Source organism: Pseudomonas sp. 05N432 (assembly GCF_056396945.1).
Genome location: NZ_JBFTMM010000019.1, coordinates 405641 through 427089, shown reverse-complemented (window position 1 = coordinate 427089; position 21449 = coordinate 405641). Strand labels below are relative to the sequence as shown.

The window sequence follows — 21449 nt, the reverse complement described above, 5'->3', positions numbered from 1 at the left end:
CAGCTTTTCCCGTTCTGCGTGAACTTCCCGGGCACCGGTTGATTGGCTGAGTCCAGCATTTTCAGCGTGGCGCCTGGATAACCCTCGGTGCCACTAATGACGTGGTTCTGGTCTACCGGCGAGGTCGGCTGGGTGATGACCAGTTGGGGTGGCCTTACTTTGAACGTGCGTGGTCCGCTTGCGTTGGACTCTACGCTGTTAACGGTCTGCACGGCTTTGATCGTTCTGCTCCCCACCTCCCAGGGCTGGTCAGGGGCGAATGTCCAGCTTTTCCCGTTCTGCGTGAATCTCCCGGGCACCGGTTGATTGGCTGAGTCCAGCATTTTCAGCGTGGCGCCTGGATAACCCTCGGTGCCACCAATGATGTGGTTGTGGTCTACCGGCGAGGTCGGCTGGGTAATGACCAGTTGGGGTGGCCTCAAATAAAAGGTAAGCAGATTGCTAGGCAAAGACACCCTGCCGTACTCTGTTTGTCTTGCCTTAATATGCTTGGGACCAGGGAGCCAATCGACATCGATAAACCATTCAGTGTCGCTTACGACTGCATCGCCCAGTTTGGTATTGTCTGAAGCGAGCAACTCGACAGTCGCTCTTGCCAAACATGTCCCCTCAATTTTTACCTTGCCAAAGAGGGCTGTGCTGGCCTCCTGCGGCTTGCTAATCGCTGGTGAGGGGGGAGGGGCAGGGTCCCCCACAGTAAATTCGATTTCTCTGCTCGGATCGGAAACTTTTCCGTATTCGGTTTGCCGAGCTTTGACGTGCTTGACGCCGACGTCCCATGTGTATGGGTATACCCAGGTCTTGCCGGTTACTTGTGCATCGCCCAATTTAGAATTATCCCAGCTCAGGACTTCGACAGTCGCTCTCTCCAGGCAGGTCCCTCTAATCTCGACAATACCGACGGCATGTTTACTCCCTGACTCTGGATAGGTAATCAGCGGTTCGGGCGGCTTGCCCGGCGTTCCCACAATGAACGCGCGCTCGGGGCTCGGATCGGAACGCCAATGGTGCACTGTTTGCCTGGCCTTGACGTGCTTGAAGCCGGTATCCCACGTGTAATTGAGCGTCCAGACTCTGCCGTTTACCTCAGCTACAGCGAGCTTGCTATCATCCCAGCTCAGCACATCGACAACTGCCCCCTCCAGACAGGTGCCTTTGATCGTCACATTCCCTACGTTGTGAGTACTGTCTTGGAGTGGTGCTTCGATGATCGGTGCGGCTGGCTGGGACATTGCTACGATGTAGAACTCCAGCTGAGCGCTTGGATCAGACGCCACACGATCCACGATTTGCCTGGCCTTGACGTGCTTGGTACCAGCGTCCCAGACACGACTGTAAGACCAGGTAGCGCCGGTTACCTTGGCATCGCCTAACTTACTATTATCAAAGTTCAGAACCTCAACCTGTGCTCCCTCCAAACAGGTGCCCATAATCGCCAATGAACCGACGGGGTACTTCTTTCCCTGTTCTGGCGAGAAAATCGTTGGCTCAGGTGGTTTGGCGTTCGTTCCGACGATGAATTCCAACTGAGCGCTTGGATCAGATGCCAGATTATTCAAGATTTGCCGAGCCTTGACATGTTTGGTGCCGGCGTCCCAGACGCGGCCGGAAGAACTCCAAGTAGTTCCCCTCACGGTAGCAGGGTCAAGGAAGCTATTGTCCCAACTCAATAACTCTACTTTTGCGCCTGCCGCACAGGTCCCACGAATATCGATAAGCCCAGGAGAGTGAATACTGCCTGCTTGAGGTGCTTCAATACGTGGGCTGGGTGGTTTACCCGCTCCGGCCATCTTCAAGTCGCCCGAGTAAGCCCAGTCGCTCCAAGTGTCCCAAGCGACCATGCGCTTGGCATAGTCGAGCCTGAAATAGAAATCTCTGCCTGGTTGTATCAAGTTACTGGGTACATTGAAGGAAATTGCTGATCCAAGGAAGGGGGCTCCCTGAAACTCTTTGATCATGTTAGGGCCATAGAAGAACTGTACTCTCCATTTAGAGGCGGGTGGCACCGTGACGATCGCTTCAATAAGAAAACCGGGGGAAACAGTAGAGCCATGGTTCGGTGTCAATATATAAGGTTCAATCCATAAAATGTGCTGATCCTCATCTTCATTCGTAACAAGCTCATTTTTCGCCATGATCTCAATGCTCCTTTTTCAGCCCGGCTATCTGTTGCTGTAGGGCGGTGTTTACTGAAAACCCCGAAGAACAACTACCTGTAAAAACTGACAGTTCAGACGAGCGGTGATCAATGATGGGGTCACACAAACAAGGCGCAGCTCTACGGCTGACTCACTTCGCGGCTGTCTCGCTAAAGTATCTTTTAGCGATTTTTTATTCCGACCCGGTATTTCTTACAGGAGCCAGCCTCAAGCATCAGGTAACCAATGAAAGGCGTTTGGCTCCTTCAGTCAGGTATTCCCTATCACGGCACTCGATGGCGGCTGTGCACAGGGCGCTTCGGCGCGCCGGCGTCCTGGATCCCCGGTCTACTAACCTGCACACAGCCGGCACCTTCTACGGAAAAGAAGCCACTGAACTGCCAGGGATCAGTGACTTTTGGTATGGCTGGTCAATTCATTCCCTTTCGATATTTCGCAATAAAAAAGTAAATTGCTAACACCAATTTGTTCTAAGTAAACCCTATCAACCTGTCAGGTCTGACAGGTTACACGGCCCTTGTTTATCTCTAGCTTGACCCTGCCGGGCACTCCTTCAATGCCCGTTCCTTATGGGCAGGAGAACGATTGATATGGCCGTTGAAAACAACTCGCTGATGAAGGCGCTCGTACAACCCGACATTTCGCCGGAAAAAGGCCGGGTCGATTTCGAGACGGCCATGCAGAAAATGGGATTCACCTCGGTCTTCGACATTATTCGCTTGCCTAAAACCGCCTTCGCTCGGCAGCTTGCCGAACACAGCGATGCCAACGCCGACCTGGCCTACGACAATGCCAGGGCGTATGCGGCGCTGATTGCGCGTTTGTACCGTGAGTACAAGACCTCATCGGGTACCTTCCAGCAATTGGCCCAGCGCAGTGGTGTTCGCGCGCTCGTGCCTGTGGGACCCACTTTTCCCAATCTTTTCAAGGAAAACTGGGACGAGTTCTGCAAGGTCGGCGCCATTGCCGCCATTGATTCGCCGGTGGCTTACCTAAGTGCGCTGCGCGTGTTTATCCAGCAACTGGAAGCAACGAGCATTGATCCCAAACGCCTCTTGCTGGATAAACGCCGCCCCGACCTGAAGGATCTGCTGATTACTCACGAAAGCACCTTCACCCCCAGGTCGATGCTGGAAATCGTCAATGATGTGCTGAGCAGCCACTTGCGCACTTACCTGGATGGCATTCCGGCAGACAAGCGAAAGTCCATTAACGAGGTGCTTGCTGAGCGTCGCTACCCTCTCGAATTGCCCTATGATTTCCACCACCATCAATGTCAGCTGGGTTTATCCGAGGAAAAACCGAGACTGGGAGAGTTGAATTACCGGACCAGCCTATTGATGCCGATCGGACAGGATGCCACTAACCACTATGGCGAAGTGCAAAAGCCTGTGCTGCAAGCACAGCTACTGTTGTCGGGGTTGAGTCCACAGCGGCAGGCATTACTGATCGAACCGCCGGTGTTCAGCAACTTTTACCTGACGCGCAGTGATTTGACTGATGGCTGGAAGAGCGCCGGTAGCACTCACCTCAGCCCTCACACGGAATTGGGGACCTGCTTTTTGCTGCCATTAGAGCAGGCGGACATCGGCATAGTTGCCCCCATAGCAGATAAACCCACCAGTACATCGGAAGGAACAAACCTTGCACCCGTCACCTTTCGTAAGGCGGGGGAAAACCAGACTGAAACCGTGATTCTGGCACTAAACTCCACTACGCCTGCCAATTCCGGTATTGGGTTGCTTAATTTTTTGCACTCAGCATCAGCGTCAACCACCGTCTCATCCATCAAAGTCGATGCGGTGCTCCCCGAACCAACTGAAACCGGTTATACCGCCACGTTCGATTTGATCACCGCCACCGGCACCGTTGAAGCCCCAGTGAGCCTGGCCAGACAGCGTTTCACCCTCACACTGGATGAGCAGTACACCCTGACAGCGTCGGAACGAGCCTTCTTCAAACAGTCTTTCGGCGTTGACGCAACAGACGGCTCAGTACTCCAGCACTTGACCACCCTTACCGACTTTATGCAGCGCACAGGCTTACACGCCGAACACGTCGAAATGCTTCTCTGCCAACGTACGTACGCTGTGCGATTGTCACCCAACTGCCCAAGCAAAAACCTGCAACACGCTGGTGTAGTGGTCCCCGGTATTACCGGTACGGTGTCTCCGTTTCCTCACGCGTCTCACTATGGCGCCTGCTACGTCAACGGAACCGGCGCGGGCCTTTACGATAGCGAAAGCGAACCCACTCCGGCGTCAATTATCCGCGATAAGTTCGACAACTCCATGGGGCTGGAGGAAGTCAATCAGGGGGGCAGCAAGTACTGGCGCCTGACCAAGACCTCGCTCGATCGCATGGATCGATTGCTGCGAATGATCCGTCTGCAACGCTGGACAAACATCCCCTTCGCGAAGCTGGACACTCTGGTCATCGGCGCGATCCGGGCCGAGGGCGCAGCTAACCTGGGGATGGTGCTTAACGAAAATACCTTGCGTGCGCTGGGGGTCTATCGTTATCTGAACTTGCGCCGCGGTATTGATCCTCAAGAGTTCGGCGCGATACTGGGTGGCATCACGCCCTATGCCTGCGGCAAGGATGAGGTGCCATTTTACGACCAGGTATTCAACCGGGTGCAACTGTTCGACACGCCGCTGATCCTCGATCAAACACCATTCGATTTGACCAGTACGAACCCCTCCAACCAGAAAACCCTGCTGCAATTGTGTGCCGGCCTCGGTTTGCAACCGACTGATAAGTCATTGTTATTGATCGCCAGGCAGACCGAGAAACTCGGAGCACTCAAGCGTGACTTGCCTACCGTCTCGTCGATTTACCGCCAGGCCCGGATCGCACAGCTCTTCGGTCTTTCAGTCGCTGACCTCCTGACACTGGCGGGCCTACTCGGTGGTCAACGTTACAAAACTGCACTGGCCAGCGGTCGGTTGAGCCCGCGAACAACGCCTGACACTCCAGACATCATCGATGTGCTGATGCAAGTGGACTGGGTCGTCGACTGGCTCAAGGACAGCCAGCAGACCGTTGAGCAATTGCAGCAGCGGTTAGGGCCCAATGTCCCATTGGCTGCCGTCGACGAACTGGAGGACGACCAGGCGCCCCATGCTTTTGAATACCCGCCATTGTCTGACGACCTGCTCAAGCGCCTGGTTAAATTGCAGGACGATACGCGCCGCAGTGTCGTAACCAGGGAACAGGTCGCTGCCCTGGGTCTGCCTTCCCGCGATGACGGGACCCCCAACCCGGCGGAGCTCAAATGGTTCGAGTTGCTGATCAGCCACGCTCTGATCGATAAAGATGGCCTGTTGCGCGGGCTGGATGGGCCGTTGAGTCTGGTAGATGAGCCGATCACCTGGCTCAGGACCGATGTCGATGAGTTGCTCAAGCCACTCAAACTGACGGTGCCAGTAAAACAAGCCTGTGCAGAAAAACTCGTCGAGTTGCTACTTGAGGCGCATGACAGGCAAGTACAGTTGCTTGAAGGGTTGTTCCAGGAAACCGTAAAACTACCGCCGGAACGCTGCGTTGCGGTTATTCATTGGGCTAATTCTTCGGTCTACAGCATTCTGATGGAAGTGTTTCCGAAGGGGGAGGTGCGCCCTGAACTGATCGAGCATTTCCAGCGTGTATCGCAGCATGCCGAGATTATTGTACAGCTGCGCTTGAGCGACAGAGCGTTGCGCCTGTTTCTGGTCCACCCAACCTGGCTAGGCGCCGACCAATACTCCGGCAGCAACAGCGAACCTTCGCTCGCCGACCTCTACCTGTTTGAACGCTTCAGCCATTGGTTCCACGCCCAGAGCCAATCGGAAGACACCCTATTGAGCTACTTCAGCCTCGCCAACCCGCCCACGCCCAAACTGAAAAACAAGGCGCTGCGCCAGATTACCAGCGAAACGGCCAATAGCGCATTGGCCTGGCTGCTGGGGTGGTCCGAAGCAGAAATTACGGCTCTGACTGACACCTTGAGCGAAAAGCACGCCTGTTCGATGGCGCAGGTGGACTGGATACGCCGTTGCCAGGCGACCTGCCAGGCCAGCAGGTTGTCCGCCAAAGCGCTGCTGCAAGCCACCGAATTGAATCACCAAAGCACTCTGGATGCCTGGAAAACCGTCGGTGACGCGGTCATGGCCACCCATTCTGTCCCCGATTCATCACTTGCGAATGTTTGAGGGACGATCATGACGACTGCCTTTGACGCACCACTTAATGAGTCTTTGCGTGACGCGATGTTAGCGCTGTATTTGCACGAAGTCGTGCCTAACGATCAGTACCTGATTGATCAGGGATTGGCTGACCGGATCAAGACCCCCAACGAAATTTATGAGCTCTGGTTGCTGGATGTGCAGGTCAGCCAGAATGTGCCCACCAGCCCGGTTGCCTGTGCCATTGCCAGCCATCAGCAATACATTCACGGCATTTTTATGAATATGGAACCGGGTTACCAGCCCGGAAACTTTACCCCGAATCAACTGGAAAGTTGGCGCGACGAAATGAGTCAGTATTCACTATGGGCAGCCAACCAACAGTTGCATTACTTTCCGTCGAATTACCTGGATCCAATGCTTCGGCTGACTAAGACCGAAAGCTTCAAACAACTGGAAAATGATATTAATCAAACCCAGATTCAGCCTGATACTGTGCAAACCGCAGTGCTGGACTATTTGGCGCGTTTGGAGGAAATTGCCAACCTCAGATGCCTCAATGGCTACATCGACGGCAAGTACTTCGCCAACAGTATCTACTATTTCATCGCCAAATCGCCTGCAGAAAACGTCTACTATTGGCGGTCGTTGGACATGAGGCAGCGCCCGATTATTGCACCCGTTGCTGACCCCGATGCTGAACCCTTGAAATATGATAAGCCCCTGCCTGAGGCCTGGTCGGACTGGAAACGTGCCAACGTACCAATCTCCGAAAAAGCTATTGAACACTCCATTCGGCCGACTTGGTTCAATAATCGTTTGTTCATATTCTGGGCCGAAGTAGTGTTTCAGGATCCTGATGCCATTTCGTCCTCTGACAAAAAGGTCATCCCGCTGTTTCGTCTATATGGCGCCTATAAAAAATACGATGATACATGGAGTATTCCGCGCGTTTATATTGAAAACTACGGCACGTCCGATGCCTTGCGCGATCCGGAGCTCAACCCGAATTTGATTGAAAAAGGTTGCAATACGATTGCTGTGTACGATCACTCAACGTCACCGGATACACTATTTTTGGCCCTCTATTATGGCTATGAGGCCGGCGGATTATCCAATGGTAATGGTGATAGTTACGACTTTCTAAGAACTTTGCGGATCGACAAAAACTTTGCCGTGATGCCAATGTTTCCAGCTGTCGGATATGTAGAGAAGTCTACTGGCTTTGATATTAAAGAGTCCGAAGTGCTCGATCTCGAAGAGGGGCATGTGCGGACGGTATGTCATTTGTTTGCTCACTCGGCGGACGGGGACAGTCGTTTTCAATATTGGCTTCCGACGGGAACTAACGAGTTCGGCGAAATTACTACGAGCTCTCCGAGCACTCCACAGGACCTATGGAACTACAAAGGTCTGCAGGCGAAAGTAAAAACATTGACGGAGGCAGATGTAACTTATGATCGTAGCGACACCACGATTAAAATTAGCTCGCGCATGGCTGGAAGTATCCCAGATACATATAAGGTAACTATCTCGATGGGGGATGGTGGTCGCGAAGTGGTTGGGTTTACTCTGGTTTTTAGTTCGCAAGCATACAGTGAATGGGTGGACTTGCTTGAAGGCTCAAGGCTGATGGCGACTAACACTGGTTTTTATGATGGTGACTATGATTTCTATACTTTTAACTCTTCAGGAGATGCACTTTCAAAACTTATTGTTGATTGGGGGGGCGGGATAGATTTACAGTTGATAAAACTCCTTCAGGAGGGTCTGTTGCACTCAGTCGTAAAGCTATACACAGATCAACGTTAGAAATCCTGCTGCAGGATCCAACACGCCTCGTTTTAAAAAGATTGGTCCGGTTTGATGACCACTTTGGAGGAAATAAACCTCCAGATTATTTAACTCTTGATCACATTGCAGTTGACGTTGATGGGCCTTTTGCATATCAGCAAGTCATTATGCATCCCATGGATGTTATTAATCTTCCCAGCAGATTTGAACAGTTGCGTCCACTAAAACAGGCGGCTATTGATTCGGAAGTTCGCGAAAGCGATGAGTTAGCTCTGCGGATCTTTATCAATCAGGAAACTCATCAGCCCGACTCTTGGCCGGTTACCTGGCCATCAGGTCATAATTCAATTCCGCTGATCCACGGTGTGTTAATCTATAAAAAGCATTCTTCTTTCCGTGAATATTTGGGTGGGGCGCTTAAAATGGTTTCGGTGGGCTGGAGAGAAACTCCCGACGCCACTCCACAGATCGCGCCGATGATTAAACAGATGGAAAGTTTTACGTTGGGTAAGGCCGAGTTTATTGACTTTGTTGGATCCGCCATCCAGTACAACGATGCGACCAACGATGTGGATATCAGTGTCCAAAAGATCAATCGTGCCCCTATTCGCATGAATACCACTTTTGCCAGAAATCTGATTCAACGTGCTGAAATGGGTATGGATGAATTATTGTCGTGGGAAACCCAGCATCTGAATGAACCGCCTATGTCGTTACATGCGGGAGAGGAGGCAATGGATTTTTCAGGTGCCTACTACCTGTATTTTCTTGAATTGTTTCTGTACCTGCCCTGGCTCGTCGCCCATCGTTTGAACCTGGAGCAAGAGTACGACGGAGCGCAACGCTGGCTCGCCTATGCCTTCGATCCTATGCGGAATAAAGGTGCAACAGGCCATCCACCGTTCTGGAACGTAGTGCCCTTAGTACCGGATTTACTGAATACGCCCGAACAGTTGAGCCACGCCACCTGGCGGCCGAACGACCCTCAGCAGATTGCTCTCAGTCACCCGGTACACTTGCGCAAAGCGCTCTATCTGCTGTATTTGGACATCCTGTTGAACCGGGCGGACAGCGCTTATCGCAAACTGACCCCCGATGGACTGGCCGAGGCCAAGCTCTGGTATGTGCGGGTACTGGACCTCTTGGGCCCGCGTCCGAATATTCAACAAATCGACTCTTGGTTGCCGATCACCCTCAAGACGTTGAGTGACGCGACAAATCCTGAAATTCGTGAGTTCGAGCAACGGCTACTCACCCAACAACAGCAACGCCTCGACCACCCTTCGCCGGATTTTGGCGGGACACACCCGCAAGTCGTACCACAGTTGTGCTTGCGTCCGTATGGCGATGACTCGTCATTACCGACGGTCGACAACCCTTACTTGCGTCTACCCTTCAACCCCGAGCTGATCCAGCGCTGGGACCAGGCCGAAAGCCGCCTATATAACCTGCGGCATAACCTCGACATGGCTGGCAATGCCTTGAACCTGCCGCTTTTCGCTACATCGCTGGACCCACGTGCGCTGCTCGCTGCCTGGGGCCAGGGCTTGTCCGGCGCGGCGCTGAGTCGCCTGCTGAGCCCGCAGATTCCTCATTACCGCTTCAGCTTCATGTTTGCCCTTGCGCAGAATGCCGTAGAGAGCGTGATCCAGTTTAGCTCGACCCTCTTGTCATTGATCGAACGCAAAGAGCAGGCGCAGTACCTGGAACTGCAACAGCAACAGGCCTGGAACCTGGCGAAAGTGGCCGTGGATATACAGGTTCAGGCCGGGAATATCGATGAAGCCAACAAGCAAGCGCTAGAGGCCAGTAAGGCCGTCATTGCGGGTCGGGTCAGCTATTACGAGCAGTTGGTCGACGAAGGAGTGAGTCGAGGAGAAAAGGCTGCCGGTGCCTTGCACCTTTATGGCCGTCTATTGGAGGGCGAGATGGGGGCGTTGGGATTTGCCGGCGAAGTCGCCAAGGTGCTACCTAACATATATGGACTTGTGATCGGTGGTCATCGCTTAGAAGGGGTGTTCCAGGCGCCCATGCACTTGCTTCAGGCCGTGGCCACCGCTTCCCATGGTGCAGGCGAAGCCATCGGGCTCTATGAACAATATCGCCGCCGCGCTGTGGAATGGGCACAGGCCCTTGACCAGTCAAAACTCGAAGCCAAACAAATCGAAGCCCAACTCGCCGTCTACGAAGCCCAACACAAAGCGACCCAACTGCAACTGCGCCAGGCGCAAACCGCACTGGAGCAGGCCAAGGCCACCCATGACTTCCTGCTGAGCAGCAACCGCTTCAGCAAATCCCAGACCTATGACTGGCTCAACAGCAAGTTCGCCAGCTTCTACTACACCGCCTACACCACCGCACAGTCGTTGTGCCAGGCGGCCGAAGCCTGCTGGCAATACGAAATGGGCGATTACCGGCAGACCTTTATCCAGGCGGGGGCGTGGAACTCGTCCTACCGTGGCCTCGGTGCCGGTGAACAGCTGAAAACCAGCCTGCAGCAGATGCACCGTGAATACCTGCAAAACAACAAACGCGAACTGGAAATCCGCAAGACCGTGTCACTGAGAAATCTGAAAGCCAAAGATTCCACTTCGACGATCAATAAGGAATGGGATGGGACTGGGGGCTTCCACTCCCAGTTGAAGGCCGGGACCTGCACCTTCGAATTGACACAGCCAATGTTTGACGATGATTACCAGGGACAAAACCATTACCTGCGGCGGATCCGCAGCATCAGCGTGTCATTGCCGAATGTTCGCGGGCCCTATGAGGATATTTGCGCGGTACTGGAGCAGACCTACAGCAAGGTCGAGATGTCGGCCACGAAGGGGGCCAACCCCAAGGACGACCTGCGTCCCCACCAACAGATTGCCCTCTCCACCGGCTTGGATGACAACGGGTTGTTCCAGCTGAACTTCCAGGATGAACGTTACCTGCCCTTCGAATTCTCCGGGGTCGTTTCAAAATGGACACTGACCTTTCCCAACCCCGAGGCGCAGAAAGGTCTGCTTGAGAACCTTAACGACGTCATCATTCACATCCTCTATACCGCCAGGCGCGGTGGGGGTACGCAATGAACGAACAACCCAAACTCGAAATCAACCCACCCTCCCTCCCCAAGGGCGGCGGCGCCATCCAAAGCATCGGCAAAGGCTGGGGCGCGGTGGGCACCGATGGCGGTGCGTCGCTGGAGTTGCCCTTGCCGATTTCCCCTGGGCGTGGTTTTTCCCCGCCGCTGGGGCTGGGTTACCGCAGTGGCGTGGGCAACAGCCCTTGCGGTATCGGCTGGACGTTCAGGACCAACGCCATCACCCTGCGCACCACCAAKGGGGTGCCGACCTACGACGGTAAAGACCAGGTGGTCGGCCCCAGCGGCGATGTGTGGATGCCGGAGCGGTATGACGACGGCAAGGTCATTTCCAGAGAGGTCAAGGAGTACAACGGTACAGCGTTCGATGAACCCTACCTTGTCGTGCGCCATTGGCCCAGGGTCGAAGGCGGGTTCGACCTGATCGAGCACTGGTCCACCACCAAAGACCCCGCAGGGTTCTGGCTGATCCATGGCGCCGATGGCAGCTTGCATATCTATGGGAAAACCAGCGACTCGCGCCGGGTCGACCCGAATGAGCCAACGCATGTCGGTGTCTGGATGATCGAGGAAAGCCTCGACACCCGGGGCGAACATATCGTCTACGAGTACAAGGCGGAAGAGGACGACCCGGCACCGCCGCAGTTGCGCGACTACCGCGCTCAGCGCTACCTCAAGCGCGTGTGCTATGGCAATGAAAAGGCTAATCCCCATCTGTATGCCTGGGTCACCGACAGCTGGAAAGCCCAGCACTGGCACTTTCACCTGGTGTTCGATTATGGCGAACGCAGCACCGATCTCGAACAGGTGCCGACCTTCGACGAACAGCAGCCATGGCCTGAGCGTAGCGACCCATTCTGGAACTTCGCCTACGGCTTCGGGCTGGGCACCCGGCGCCTGTGCCGACAGGTGTTGATGTTCCATCACTTCGTCAAGGAGCTGGGGGACAAACCGGTGCTGGTCCAGCGCCTGTTACTGGAACACCGGCAAAGCCCGTTGGGCTACAACCACCTGACGGCCGCTCACGTCCAGGCCTATGACAGCCTGGGTCAGGTAGAGAGCCGCCCACCGATGGAGTTCAGCTACAACGATTTCGAACTCGATTCGCGCCACCCGGATTGGATGCAGTTCCCGGACATGCCCGGGCTTAACGACGGGCAGCGTTACCAACTGGTGGACCTGTATGGCGAAGGCATGCCGGGGGTGTTGTGTCGCTATGACGATGCCTGGTATTACCGCGAACCGTTGCGCGCTGAAACCGGGAGGGATGGTGTGCGCTATGGCGACTGGCAACTGCTGCGGTACATGCCGCACGCCGACAGCGGCAACCCGATCCGTCAGACCCTCACGGACCTGACCGGTAACGGCAAGCTGGATTGGGTGGTAGCCAAGTCTGGGATGTGCGGTTTCTTCACCCTCGGTCCGGACCGAAACTGGTCGAATTTCGTGCCTTTCGAGGCCTTCCCCATTGAATTTTTCCACCCTATGTCGCAAATGGCCGACCTGGTGGGCGATGGCCTGAGCGACATGGCGCTGATCGGCACCCGCAGCGTGCGCCTCTACGCGAACCGTCGCGAGGCAGGGTTCGCCGACGGCATCGATGTGCAACACAACGAAGATGATCTGCCACTGCTGAGCAACACCCCGACCGAACTGGTGGCCTTCGCCGATGTGCTCGGCAGTGGGCAAGCGCACCTGGTGCGCATCCGTCACAACGAGGTCAAGTGCTGGCCGAACCTGGGTCATGGGCGCTTCGGCAAGGGCTTTGTGTTGTGTGCCTTGCCGTTCGATTACGCCACGTTCAATGCCTCGCAGGTGCTGCTGGCCGATCTCGACGGCTCGGGGGCGGCCGACCTGATCTACCTGGAGGCTGAGCACTTTCTGGTGTTCATGAACCACGCCGGTAACGGTTATCAACGGGACCCGGATGAAACACTGCCCTGGCCAGACGGGGTGCGTTACGACTCACTCTGCCAGGTCAGCACCGCCGACCTGCAGGGGCTGGGTTGCTCCAGCCTGGTCCTGACCGTGCCGCACATGGAGCCACGGCATTGGCGCTACGATTTCGTCAAGGCCAAGCCCTACCTGGTTAACGGGACCTGCAACAATATGGGCGCCAGCAGCCGCGTGACCTACCGCAGCTCGGCCCAGGAATGGCTGGATGAGAAGCAGGATCAGCACAAGGCCGGGGTGGAAAATCCCGAATCTCAGCTGCCGCTTACCATCTACCTGGTGAGCCAGCAAATCCAGATCGATGACATCACCGGTAATCGGCTGACCCAGGGCTTCAAGTACCGAGGCGGTTATTACGACCGCTTCGAACGAGAATTCCGCGGCTTTCGCCTGCTGGAGCAGACCGACACCGAAGCCACTCAGGCTGAACGCGCAACTGCGGGCTTCAGTGCGCCTATCCGCAGCATGACCTGGTTCCACACGGGCAAGTCCATCGACGCGTCGAGGGAGGGTTATTACGTTCGCGATCTGCGGGCCGTTCCCCTCGAACCCACCCTGCTGCAGAACTACCACTTCAACGACCGCGCGGCGCAGCCACTCGGCCTGCCGGACGAAAACACTGCCCGAGAAATAGCCCGCTGCCTGAGCGGCAGGGTCGTGCGTTCGGAGGTTTACGCGGCGGACGACGACAGGGACAGCGCCGTGCCCTACGTCGTTCAGGAGAACCGCGCACTGGTGCGGGTATTACGCCCCAAAGGCGAGCATCAGCCTTACGCGGTACTCCAATCCATGGAGCTGGAATCGATCAGTTACCAGTATGAGCCGCACATCGCGGACGATCCGTTGTGCCAGCACACGATCAATCTGGAGTGGGACGAGTACGGTAGTCTCGTTCACGGCTTCACCGTGCATTACGCTCGTCGCAAAACTCCCGGCGACTCACCGCCCTTCACCGATGAACATGAAATACGCTACTGGACGGACGCCCATGACCCTGCTCAGCAATGCTGGTACCTGACACAGGTCAAGGCATTGCCCATCCACCATATGGGTAATGACCAGCCGAACCCTGAGGCCTGGCGCCTGGGCCTGCCTTATCAGCAGCGCAGCAATGCCCTGGTGCTGGAAAAATCAGAGCTGAGCGCCGAGGAGATCAACCATGAAAGCTTCCTTGATAAGAGCAAGGACGATGGCGACTGGGCGAAACAGTCGGTGCTGACCGGTTTGTCGTTGCAGCGCTACATGGACCCGCTCAGTGGTCAACCCCTGACGCCGGGCAAAGCGACCTTCGAAGGATTACCGGCCTATGCGGAAACGGCGGAACTTGATGAAGTCGCCCTGAGCGCTTACGACAAACTCAAGGATGAGCAGGGCAACATGCCCTTCAATTTGAAGGAAAAACTCGAATCGCCCGAGGTCGGTTACCACATCATGGAGCTGTTCTTGCCCGCGGTTAAAAAGGAATCGGTTCCGGACCCGGAGGACGCGAAAAGTTATTTGTGGTCCGTGCACCGGGGCTTCCCGACCTACCATGGGCTGGATGGTTTTTATAACGTCAAGGAGTACCGGGAGACGCAAAGCCACGGCATTACCCGGATGACCTACGACAACTACTGGTGTGTGATCACCGCCGTCACATTGCCGGACGGTTGTACCACCCGCAGCCTTGACATTGACTACCGCTCATTCCTGCCAGCGGCTATCGAGGATGCCAACCGCAATATCCAGGAGGCGCGTTACAGTGCATTCGGCGAGCCGATGGTGACCAGTTTCCACGGCACAGAACTGGGAAAAGCCGTAGGCTTCGATCCTCTGGAGACCTATGTGGCACCTTCAGACCGCGACCCTGCTATCGCCATTGCCGAGCCGAAAGACGCCATTGGCAATTTCGCCAGTGCCGGTTTCTGGGACACCTTCTGCTGGATGGGCCGCGTCTCCCGCGTATCGCCACGGTCCGCTGAATGGCTGGCCTGGGCCAGAGCCGAAGGTTTTATTCTGCCCAGCGGACATATCTGCGAAAGGGCTCGACAGCATCTTCAAGGCTTGGAAAGCCCTGATGCGAACGAGCAGATCCTGAAGAACGAGATCGATGCGGCACACCGTGAGCCGGTGTACGCCGCCACCCTGCGGGCCGATCGCTACCCCGGTGATAAAGAGATGCAAGTGAGGGTGAGTATCAAGTGCCTGGACGGTTTCGGTCGGCCGTTGCAAACCAAGGTGGAGGTCGAATCGGGCAAGTCGTGGCTGGTCGATGCAAAGGGCGAGTTGATCCTCAAGGGCGACGGCACACCGGAAGAAGCCGAGGTGTTGCGCCGTTGGCGGGTCAGCGAACCGGTCGAGTACAACAACAAGGGCGAGAAGGTGCGGATCTACCGACCGTATTTCGCCGACCAACCGCGCTACATCAATGATCAATCGATGCGCCAGCATGCCTATCACGATCAGCAGTTCTACGATGCGGCAGGCCGACCGACCGAGACCGTACTGGCGAAGAAAATGCTGCAAGGCACCCCGCCGCAATTTCAACCGTTGCGCCGGGAGATCTGGTACTGGATCTGGTGCAACGTGGTCTTTGATGAGAACGATCTGTTTGTAGCACCCTCTGAACAACCACGAACGAGCAGGACGCTTCATTGAACCCCGGTACTCATTCACATACCCCACAGCTATCGATCATCGACAGCCGTGGTTTGCTGGTGCGCCAGGTGGCGTACTGTCGGCGGGACGTCAGCGAGCTTGTCCCTGAGGCACGGGTTACGGTCCAGCAGCATGATGCCGTCGGGCGGTTGGTGACGCAGCGTGATCCACGGTTTCTGGCACCCACGGCCCGGCCAAACCTGACCACGATTTACAGTCTGTCTGGCGCGGCGTTGTTCAGCCGGTTGTTCGGAGGCTGACTATTCGGCTGTCGATCAGTGCCGTTGATCGACACTGTAATTTCTGACAGTAGCCAAACGCAGTGTTTCAGCATTAGCTGTTGTGAACCTCAAGGATGACCACAGGCCATGCCGGTTCAGGCGTTCACCGTACACAGCCACTCCCCGACGCTGACCGTTACCGGCTCGCGTGGTTTGACGCTGCGTTCAGTCGGCTACTGCCGCCGTACCCTCGCAGAACCTGCCGAAGTGCGCATCAACCACACCACTTATGACCCTGCCGGGCGAGCGATTGAGCAGCGGGATCCACGGTTGGTAAAGGACGCTTCGGCCCTTGCCAACCTGAGCACGGTTTATTCCCTGTCCGGCAAGGTGTTGAGCACAACCAGCGTCGACGCCGGGTGGCGCGTCAATCTGTCGGGCGAAGCGGATCAGTCCGTGCACAGCTGGGATGGCCGGGGCAGCCAGCGCTGGACGGAATACGATGACCAATTGCGCCCGCTGGCAGTGTTCGAGCAGGCCAAGGGTGAGCCATCGTTCTGCGCGGAACGTTACGGCTATGGCGGTGCTGATTTGGCATCCGTTGCACACAACCAGTGTGGGCAACTGATTCGTCACGATGATCCGGCGGGTCGGTTGTTGTTCGCGGAGTTTGGCTTGAGTGGCGGGCTGCTGGAGCAGACCCGGGATTTTCTGCGGGAGCTGAAGTCCCCTGACTGGCCTGAGCTTGTGGCAGATCGTGACAAGCTGCTGGAATCGGTGGCGGGTGCAACCACCCGCTCGCGCTTCAATGCGTTGGGCGAGACGCTCGAACAGACCGACGCCAAAGGCAACCGGCAGTTGTTCAGCCAGACCGTCGCCGGCCAGTTGCGCGAGGTGCGCCTGCAACTGGCGAAAGACAGTGCGCCAACCCCCCTGGTCAGCGCCATCCAGTACAACGCCCACGGCCAGACCGAGCGGGAAGCGGCGGGCAACGGGGTGATCACCGCGCTGGAATACGCGGCCGAGGATGGTCGTTTGACTCGGCTTCAGGCCGCACGCGGCAACACCACGCTGCAAGACCTGCGCTATGCCTATGACGCGGTGGGCAACGTACTGAGCATCGAAGACGCCGCCTTGCCGATTCGCTTTTTCGCCAACCAGCGCATCGAGCCGATCAGTTGGTATGACTACGACAGCTTTAATCAGTTGATCGCAGCCACCGGCTGGGAGGCGGGTGGTGCCAATCGAGGCCCGCACTTTTCGACTTTCGACGATCCCGCCCCGTGTGCCAATTACCGCCAGACCTATCGCTATGACGCGGGCAACAACCTGCTGAAACTGACTCACTTCGGCCCGCAAAGCCACGGCCACCGGCTGGTCGCGGCGGCGCACAGCAACCGTTGTTTGCCGGTGCGCGAGGGCGTGGAGCCAGGCGAGGAGGACTTTCGTAAGGGCTTCGACGCCAACGGCAATTTGCTCAACCTGCAACCGGGGCAGTCGTTGAGCTGGGACCTGCGCAACCAGTTGCGCGAAGTGCGGCCGGTAGCGCGCAATTCCAGAGCCGACGATAGCGAGCGCTACGTCTACGGCGCCGACGGCATGCGCGTGCGCAAAGTCCGTTCGACGCAAACCAATGCCCAAACGCTGATCGCTGAAGTGCGTTATCTGCCGAATCTGGAACTCCGTACCCACAGCGGCACCGGCGAAGTGCTGCAGGTAATCAGCGTCCAGGCCGGGCGCAGCAACGTGCGCGTGTTGCACTGGGAGTCGGCACCGCCCAAGGACACGGCCAACGATCAATACCGGTACAGCCTGAATGATCATCTGGGCTCCTGCACCCTGGAACTCGACAGTGCGGGGGAGGTGATCAGTCAGGAGCGTTATCACCCCTTTGGCACCCCCGCGTGGTTTGCCGGCCGGGGAGAGGTCGAGGCGAGTTATAAAACGGTGCGGTATTCGGGGAAAGAGCGGGATGCGACGGAGCTTTATTATTATGGGTTCAGGTATTACGTGGCGTGGTGGCAGCGGTGGTTGAATCCGGATCCGGCGGGTCAAGTTGATGGACTTAATATTTATAGGATGGTTGGAAATAATCCGCTGGGTTACACAGATGCAAATGGGTTGGGGTTAGAGCCTACTAATAAAAAAGCAGACCGTTTTGTTTCAAAAAACGCCAAGGAAATGGTAGTGGAGGTGGATATTTTTAAAAGGTTTTTCTTTAGTGCTAGATTGTCGCAAACAAGGGTAAAGGCATTGGATGGTGCGTCGGGTGTATATGAGGCTAGTAATGATTTTGAGGTTGTCGAGGTTGGGGTGGGTTCTAGGGAAGAGCTTCTTAGGCGAAATAGAAAAGGGGTCGTGGCCAGCGATGAGGTGAGAGATACGTTAAAGAGTTACAAGAAAAAATATACAAGCTTAATGAGCTCGTCTGGCCATAAGTGGTATGAGTGGGGTGGTGACGCTGCGAAACAGAGAAGGAATTTTACGGCTGGAGAGTATGTTTCTCGGCAATTTGAAACGTGGTTTATTCGGGGTGAGCAAACGCGGCAGATGGAGGTGGATTTTGGTGGGGCGCCGAATAATAGACTGTTTGCGTTAATCAAAAAGGCTGATCGGATTAAAGATCCAGCTGATCGAAAACTATATGGGCTCACGCTGATATCTTTGAGTCGTGAAGGTGAGGATAATAATGATACTGATTTGACGGTAGACTTCACTATTGTTGATCCTGATTCGCAACTAGGTAGTACGCAATTGCATGATGCAGTGAACGAAGTGGGTACTCCGGAAAGCGAATTGAGGCTCCGTGGAGCAGGGACGTTCTTGACAATGAACGCTTTGAATCAGGTCAGTAAAACTGTAAACATGAAAACAATTAGAACAAACGCTATAAACCCTCGATCGGCAGCTATTGCCATGGGGTGGGGAGAAAGCTCGCCCTACTAAGCCGAACACCAATTCCTCTTCCAGCAAAAGCCCCTCACCCAACCCACTGCGGACAGGGCGCGCAGTGGGCTGGACAGGGGCTTCTTGTATTACCCATCAATCACTGCGCAATAGTCTTCACCGACACCCCTCTTTCAATAGGCGTAGACCGACCATAAATATCCTCAAACCGCTCGATATCGTCCTCCCCCAGATAACTCCCCGATTGCACTTCGATAATTTCCAACGGAATCTTCCCCGGGTTGCGCAGGCGATGAACCGAGGCGATCGGGATGTAGGTCGACTGGTTCTCACAGAGCAGGAACACGTTTTCGTCGCAGGTCACTTCGGCGGTGCCGCTGACCACGATCCAGTGTTCGGCGCGGTGGTGGTGCATCTGCAATGACAGGCAGGCGCCCGGTTTGACCGAGATGTGTTTGACCTGGAAGCGACCGCCCATGTCCACCGAGTCGTAGGAGCCCCACGGACGATAGACCTCGCAGTGGTTCTGGGTTTCGCTGCGGCCCTGTTCGTTGAGGGTGTTGACCATCTGCTTGACGCCTTGGACCTTGTCCTTGTGGACGATCATCATGGCGTCCTTGGTTTCGACCACCACGATGTTCTCAAGGCCAATCACCGACACCAGTTTGCCGTTGCCGTGGATCATGCAGTTGCGGCTGTCCTGGATCACCACGTCGCCTTTAGTGACGTTGCCGTTGGCGTCTTTTTCATGCACGTCCCACAGCGACGACCAGCAACCGACATCGCTCCAGCCAGCGGACAGCGGCACCACGCAGGCGCGTCGGGTTTTTTCCATGACCGCGTAGTCGATGGAATTGTCCGGGCAGCAGGCGAAGGTGGCTTCGTCGAAGGTGATGGTGTCGGCGTCCTGTTCGCTGCGTTCCAGGGTCAGCAGGCAGGTGTCGTAGATGTCCGGATCGTGCTTTTTCAGCTCTTCGAGGAAGCGGCTGGCGCGGAACAGGAACATGCCGCTGTTCCAGAAATAACCGCCGGCCTCGACGAACTCGGTGGCGCGTTTCACGTCAGGTTTTTCGACGAAGTGCGAGACCCGGCTGACGCCTTCGGGCAGCAACGCATCGTTGGCGGACTTGATGTAGCCGTATCCGGTTTCCGGTTTGGTTGCCGGTACGCCGAACAGCACCATTTCACCGCGTTCGGCAGCCACGGTGGCCAGGGCCAGGGCACGTTGCAGGGCTTTCTGGTCTTCCAGTACGTGGTCAGCCGGCAGCACCAGCATCAATTCGTCACGACCTTCATTGACCAGCATCATCGCGGTCATGGCCACCGCTGGCGCGGTGTTACGGCCAAAGGGTTCCATGAGGATGCGCTGGGCTTCCAGTTTACGGTTGCTCAGTTGCTCGTTGACGATAAAGCGGTGGTCCTTGTTGCAGACCACGATGGGGCTGTCCATGCCTTCGAACACCAGGCGTTCGAGGGTTTGCTGGAACAGCGTTTGTTCCCCCGTCAGGGCGAGAAATTGCTTGGGGAACTGCTTGCGCGAAAGCGGCCAAAGACGTGAGCCGCTACCACCTGACAAGATCACTGGAATCATGGTGTTACTCCTTCAAAATCGTAATGGGTTAGAGCGACGAAGTTCTGTCGTTTCACTCTTGTTCTTATTCCGTGTCGGGCCGGCATACACAGTCCCCGTAGCAGCTGGCGTAGCCTGCGTTCGGCCGCGCAGCGGTCGTAAACCCAGACAACTCGGTCTTACTGAATGACCGCATTCATCAGATTTACGACCGCTTCGCGGCCGAACGCAGCCTCGCAGGCTCGGCAGCTGCTACGGGGGGCTTGTGTGGCGCCCCGACAAATTCATTAGCGCGTCGAAACCGGGCGTTTTACCCAGACTGGCGACAGGCTGCTGCCGTTTCCGGTGACGTAGAGCACTGCCGCTTCACCACGCTCCAGGGCGACCGGCTTCACGTCGCCGACCTTCTTGTCGCCTTCGAACAGCGCCAGGCTGACTTTCACCGGGTTGATTTCACGCTCGCCACGGCTCTTGGCAGCGACGGCCTGGACCACTTCGGTCTTGCCGTCGGCGGTCTTCAGGGTCAGTGCCTTGTCGCTGAGGTTCTGCACGCGGACCAGGGATTTCTGCTTGTTCTTGAACGGTGGTTCTTCGATCAGTAGCGGCTGGCCGCTGGCGTTGTTGACCAGGGTGTAATAGTGGTCGGCGGCGAGTTTCAGCGGCAGGCTCTGGCTACCGACCTTGGCGCTGTAGTCGCCACCGGGCATGAAGCTGAAGTCACTGCTGCCCAGTGGCGCGACATCGCTGATAGCGGTGCTGCCGACACTGGCGCTGACTTCGGCATTACTGGCGTTGTAGATGCGCACAAAGGTTGAGCCTTTCGGCGCGACTGGGCCGTAGAGCGCCGCGTCGCCGCCAGCGAAGGCCTGGGACAGCAGACCCATACCGGCTACGAGGACGAAGGTCTTGGCGAGACGACGAGGAGTTTTGGTGAAAGTCATAGGAGTTACCTCT

At 56.1% G+C, this 21449-nt stretch carries 9 protein-coding genes; 6 read left to right on the top strand and 3 right to left on the bottom strand.

Annotated elements, in window-relative coordinates; genetic code table 11:
* A partial coding sequence (locus AC1DHT_RS23075; RefSeq protein ID WP_477761480.1) for a hypothetical protein occupies window positions 1–2135 on the bottom strand: 2135 nt, incomplete at its 3' end.
* A 593-nt stretch (window positions 2136–2728) separates the two neighbouring features.
* Here AC1DHT_RS23075 and AC1DHT_RS23070 point away from each other — a divergent pair.
* From AC1DHT_RS23070 to AC1DHT_RS23045, 6 genes are all read left to right on the top strand, one after another.
* Entirely contained in the window at window positions 2729–6352 is a 3624-nt protein-coding gene (locus AC1DHT_RS23070) for a Tc toxin subunit A (RefSeq protein WP_477749196.1), read from the top strand.
* Between the two features lie 9 nt (window positions 6353–6361).
* On the top strand, window positions 6362–8137 hold the full coding sequence (locus AC1DHT_RS23065; RefSeq protein WP_442114418.1) for a neuraminidase-like domain-containing protein: 1776 nt from the start codon (window positions 6362–6364) through the stop codon (window positions 8135–8137).
* A gap of 149 nt (window positions 8138–8286) precedes the next feature.
* Complete coding sequence (locus tag AC1DHT_RS23060) at window positions 8287–11196, top strand: Tc toxin subunit A-related protein (protein ID WP_442114419.1); 2910 nt, start codon at window positions 8287–8289, stop codon at window positions 11194–11196.
* On the top strand, window positions 11193–15797 hold the full coding sequence (locus AC1DHT_RS23055) for a SpvB/TcaC N-terminal domain-containing protein (protein ID WP_477761479.1): 4605 nt from the start codon (window positions 11193–11195) through the stop codon (window positions 15795–15797). Before AC1DHT_RS23060 ends, AC1DHT_RS23055 begins: the two co-directional genes overlap by 4 nt.
* The gene (locus AC1DHT_RS23050) at window positions 15794–16057 is read left to right on the top strand and encodes a hypothetical protein (RefSeq protein WP_427544226.1); all 264 of its coding nucleotides are present in this window, start codon (window positions 15794–15796) and stop codon (window positions 16055–16057) included. Before AC1DHT_RS23055 ends, AC1DHT_RS23050 begins: the two co-directional genes overlap by 4 nt.
* Window positions 16058–16165: 108 nt before the next feature.
* The gene (locus tag AC1DHT_RS23045; RefSeq protein ID WP_427544223.1) at window positions 16166–18964 is read left to right on the top strand and encodes an RHS repeat domain-containing protein; all 2799 of its coding nucleotides are present in this window, start codon (window positions 16166–16168) and stop codon (window positions 18962–18964) included.
* A 100-nt stretch (window positions 18965–19064) separates the two neighbouring features.
* Here AC1DHT_RS23045 and AC1DHT_RS23040 read toward each other — a convergent pair whose 3' ends face one another.
* Both AC1DHT_RS23040 and AC1DHT_RS23035 read right to left on the bottom strand, forming a co-directional pair.
* Window positions 19065–20516, bottom strand: coding sequence for a mannose-1-phosphate guanylyltransferase/mannose-6-phosphate isomerase (locus AC1DHT_RS23040; protein WP_427545233.1), 1452 nt, complete (start codon window positions 20514–20516; stop codon window positions 19065–19067).
* A gap of 266 nt (window positions 20517–20782) precedes the next feature.
* Window positions 20783–21436 carry an alginate O-acetyltransferase AlgF gene (locus AC1DHT_RS23035; RefSeq protein ID WP_427545231.1) on the bottom strand — a complete coding sequence of 218 codons (654 nt, stop codon included), beginning with the start codon at window positions 21434–21436 and terminating at the stop codon, window positions 20783–20785.
* Between the last annotated feature and the right edge of the window lie 13 nt (window positions 21437–21449).

Excerpts from the sequence above, each read along its gene's own strand:
- AC1DHT_RS23060 (WP_442114419.1), top strand. The coding sequence starts at position 8,287 with ATGCATCCCATGGATGTTATTAATCTTCCCAGCAGATTTGAACAGTTG.
- AC1DHT_RS23045 (WP_427544223.1), top strand. The coding sequence starts at position 16,166 with ATGCCGGTTCAGGCGTTCACCGTACACAGCCACTCCCCGACGCTGACC.
- AC1DHT_RS23070 (WP_477749196.1), top strand. The coding sequence starts at position 2,729 with ATGGGCAGGAGAACGATTGATATGGCCGTTGAAAACAACTCGCTGATG.
- AC1DHT_RS23040 (WP_427545233.1), bottom strand. The coding sequence starts at position 20,516 with ATGATTCCAGTGATCTTGTCAGGTGGTAGCGGCTCACGTCTTTGGCCG.
- AC1DHT_RS23035 (WP_427545231.1), bottom strand. The coding sequence starts at position 21,436 with ATGACTTTCACCAAAACTCCTCGTCGTCTCGCCAAGACCTTCGTCCTC.
- AC1DHT_RS23065 (WP_442114418.1), top strand. The coding sequence starts at position 6,362 with ATGACGACTGCCTTTGACGCACCACTTAATGAGTCTTTGCGTGACGCG.